Consider the following 1,425-nt stretch of genomic DNA (forward strand, 5'->3'; position numbering starts at 1 on the left):
AGAGCGCGCCGAGTTCGAGGCCGTCGTGACCGACGTCTCAACCTCCTGCGTCGACGAGACCATCAACTAGTCTCCTCGTTTGCCAGCGCGAGCGGCACGGCCCACGGTCGTGCCGCTCGCGCTGCGTTAGCTGTACTTCCCTGGCACGTTGTGAATGGCCGACGCATGCGAAGACCTCCAGGCAGGACGTGCTTGAAGACGCTCGCCGCACAGGGGGNNNCCCACGAAAGCACGCGCGTCATGCGTCGCCTTGCTCGCACCCCCGCCCCGCCCGAAGCTCGCCCACTCCGCCTTACCCCGAGGCAGTCTCTTTCCCCTAGCCCGTCCCGCATTGCCCCAACAGGGCCCCAACAGGGCCCCAGAGTACGGGGCAGCGGGAACCCGTGACCCAAATGTCCCATTATTGCGGCAGGAGGGATCTTGATTCGCGCTGGGTTTCGTTCCTACCTGCTTCCTGTCCGGCGAGCGCTGGCTGGGCTGATTCGAGGCCAGCGTAGCCCGCCGCCTCGACCTCGACCGGGGTCCGGTTCCCGTGCTCGCCGTGGAGGCGGGCGTTGTTCCACCACCACACGTACTCGAACGTCGCGAGTTCGACCTGCTCGACCGTGCGCCACGGCCCGCGGCGACGGATCAACTCGGTCTTGTAGAGCCCATTAACGGCCTCTGCGAGGGTGCTTTCAACCGAGTCGCCGACGGTCCCTGTCGGGGGTGTCCCGCCGAGCTCTGCGATCCGGTCCGTGTAGACGATCGACAGATAGTTCGAGCCGTGGTCGACGTGATGCACGAGCTCTTCGAGCGACCCAGTCGCGTTGCACAGCCATGTTCAACGCCAGCAGCGGCAGCACGTCGGCCTTCAGCGTTGCCGCGACGTTCCAGCCAACGATCATCCGACTGAACACGTCGACCACGAACGCGACGTACGCGAACCCCTCCCCCGTGGCGACAGACGTGATGTTCGCGACCCACAACCGGTTCGGTGCGGGTGCCGTGAAGCCGCGCTTGACGAGGTCCCGCGGCTTCGCCTGCGCGGGGTCGGGCTTTGTGGTGAACACCTTCTTCGACCGCGCCACCCCGCGCACTCCGGCGAGCGTCATGAGCCGGGCGGTACGGCATGCATCGACCTCATGAGATGATTCACATCGTTTACAACGAGACACCTACCGAAATAGGAACACTTTGACCATCAAGCTTCGCCGCCTCGCCGTCGGCCCTATGATCGGCGCCGCACTCGCCCTGACTGCCTGCTCGGGTGCCGCAGAGCGCGACGAGCGTCCCACCGCAGGCGAGCCCGCAGAGCTTCCTATCTTCGACGAGCTCGTTGAGAGTCTCACCGCCGCCGATCGTCCCACCGCTGACGAGCTGAAGACCACCATCGAGGAGGAGCTCGTCGGCACCACGACCGGTCTCGACGCCGAGACGCAGGAC

Annotated in this window: 2 protein-coding genes and 1 pseudogene; 1 reads left to right on the forward strand and 2 read right to left on the reverse strand. The window is 65.8% G+C overall.

From position 1 onward, the window contains the following. Positions 1 to 400: 400 nt before the first annotated feature. Together ID132_RS13710 and ID132_RS15185 are read right to left on the reverse strand one after the other, a co-directional pair. Positions 401 to 784: an IS3 family transposase gene (locus tag ID132_RS13710; RefSeq protein ID WP_193128066.1), complete on the reverse strand. Its 384-nt coding sequence runs from the start codon at positions 782 to 784 to the stop codon at positions 401 to 403. Continuing rightward, positions 678 to 1,094 (reverse strand): DDE-type integrase/transposase/recombinase, encoded by a 417-nt coding sequence (locus ID132_RS15185; protein WP_413229351.1) that lies wholly within the window; start codon positions 1,092 to 1,094, stop codon positions 678 to 680. Before ID132_RS15185 ends, ID132_RS13710 begins: the two co-directional genes overlap by 107 nt. Before the next feature lie 82 nt (positions 1,095 to 1,176). Between ID132_RS15185 and ID132_RS05505 the strand changes: the two are divergent. Beyond that, a pseudogene (locus ID132_RS05505) lies at positions 1,177 to 1,425 on the forward strand (hypothetical protein); the annotation flags it as partial.

Origin of the sequence: Gulosibacter sediminis (assembly GCF_014904065.1) — a bacterium.
Classification (GTDB): domain Bacteria; phylum Actinomycetota; class Actinomycetes; order Actinomycetales; family Microbacteriaceae; genus Gulosibacter; species Gulosibacter sediminis.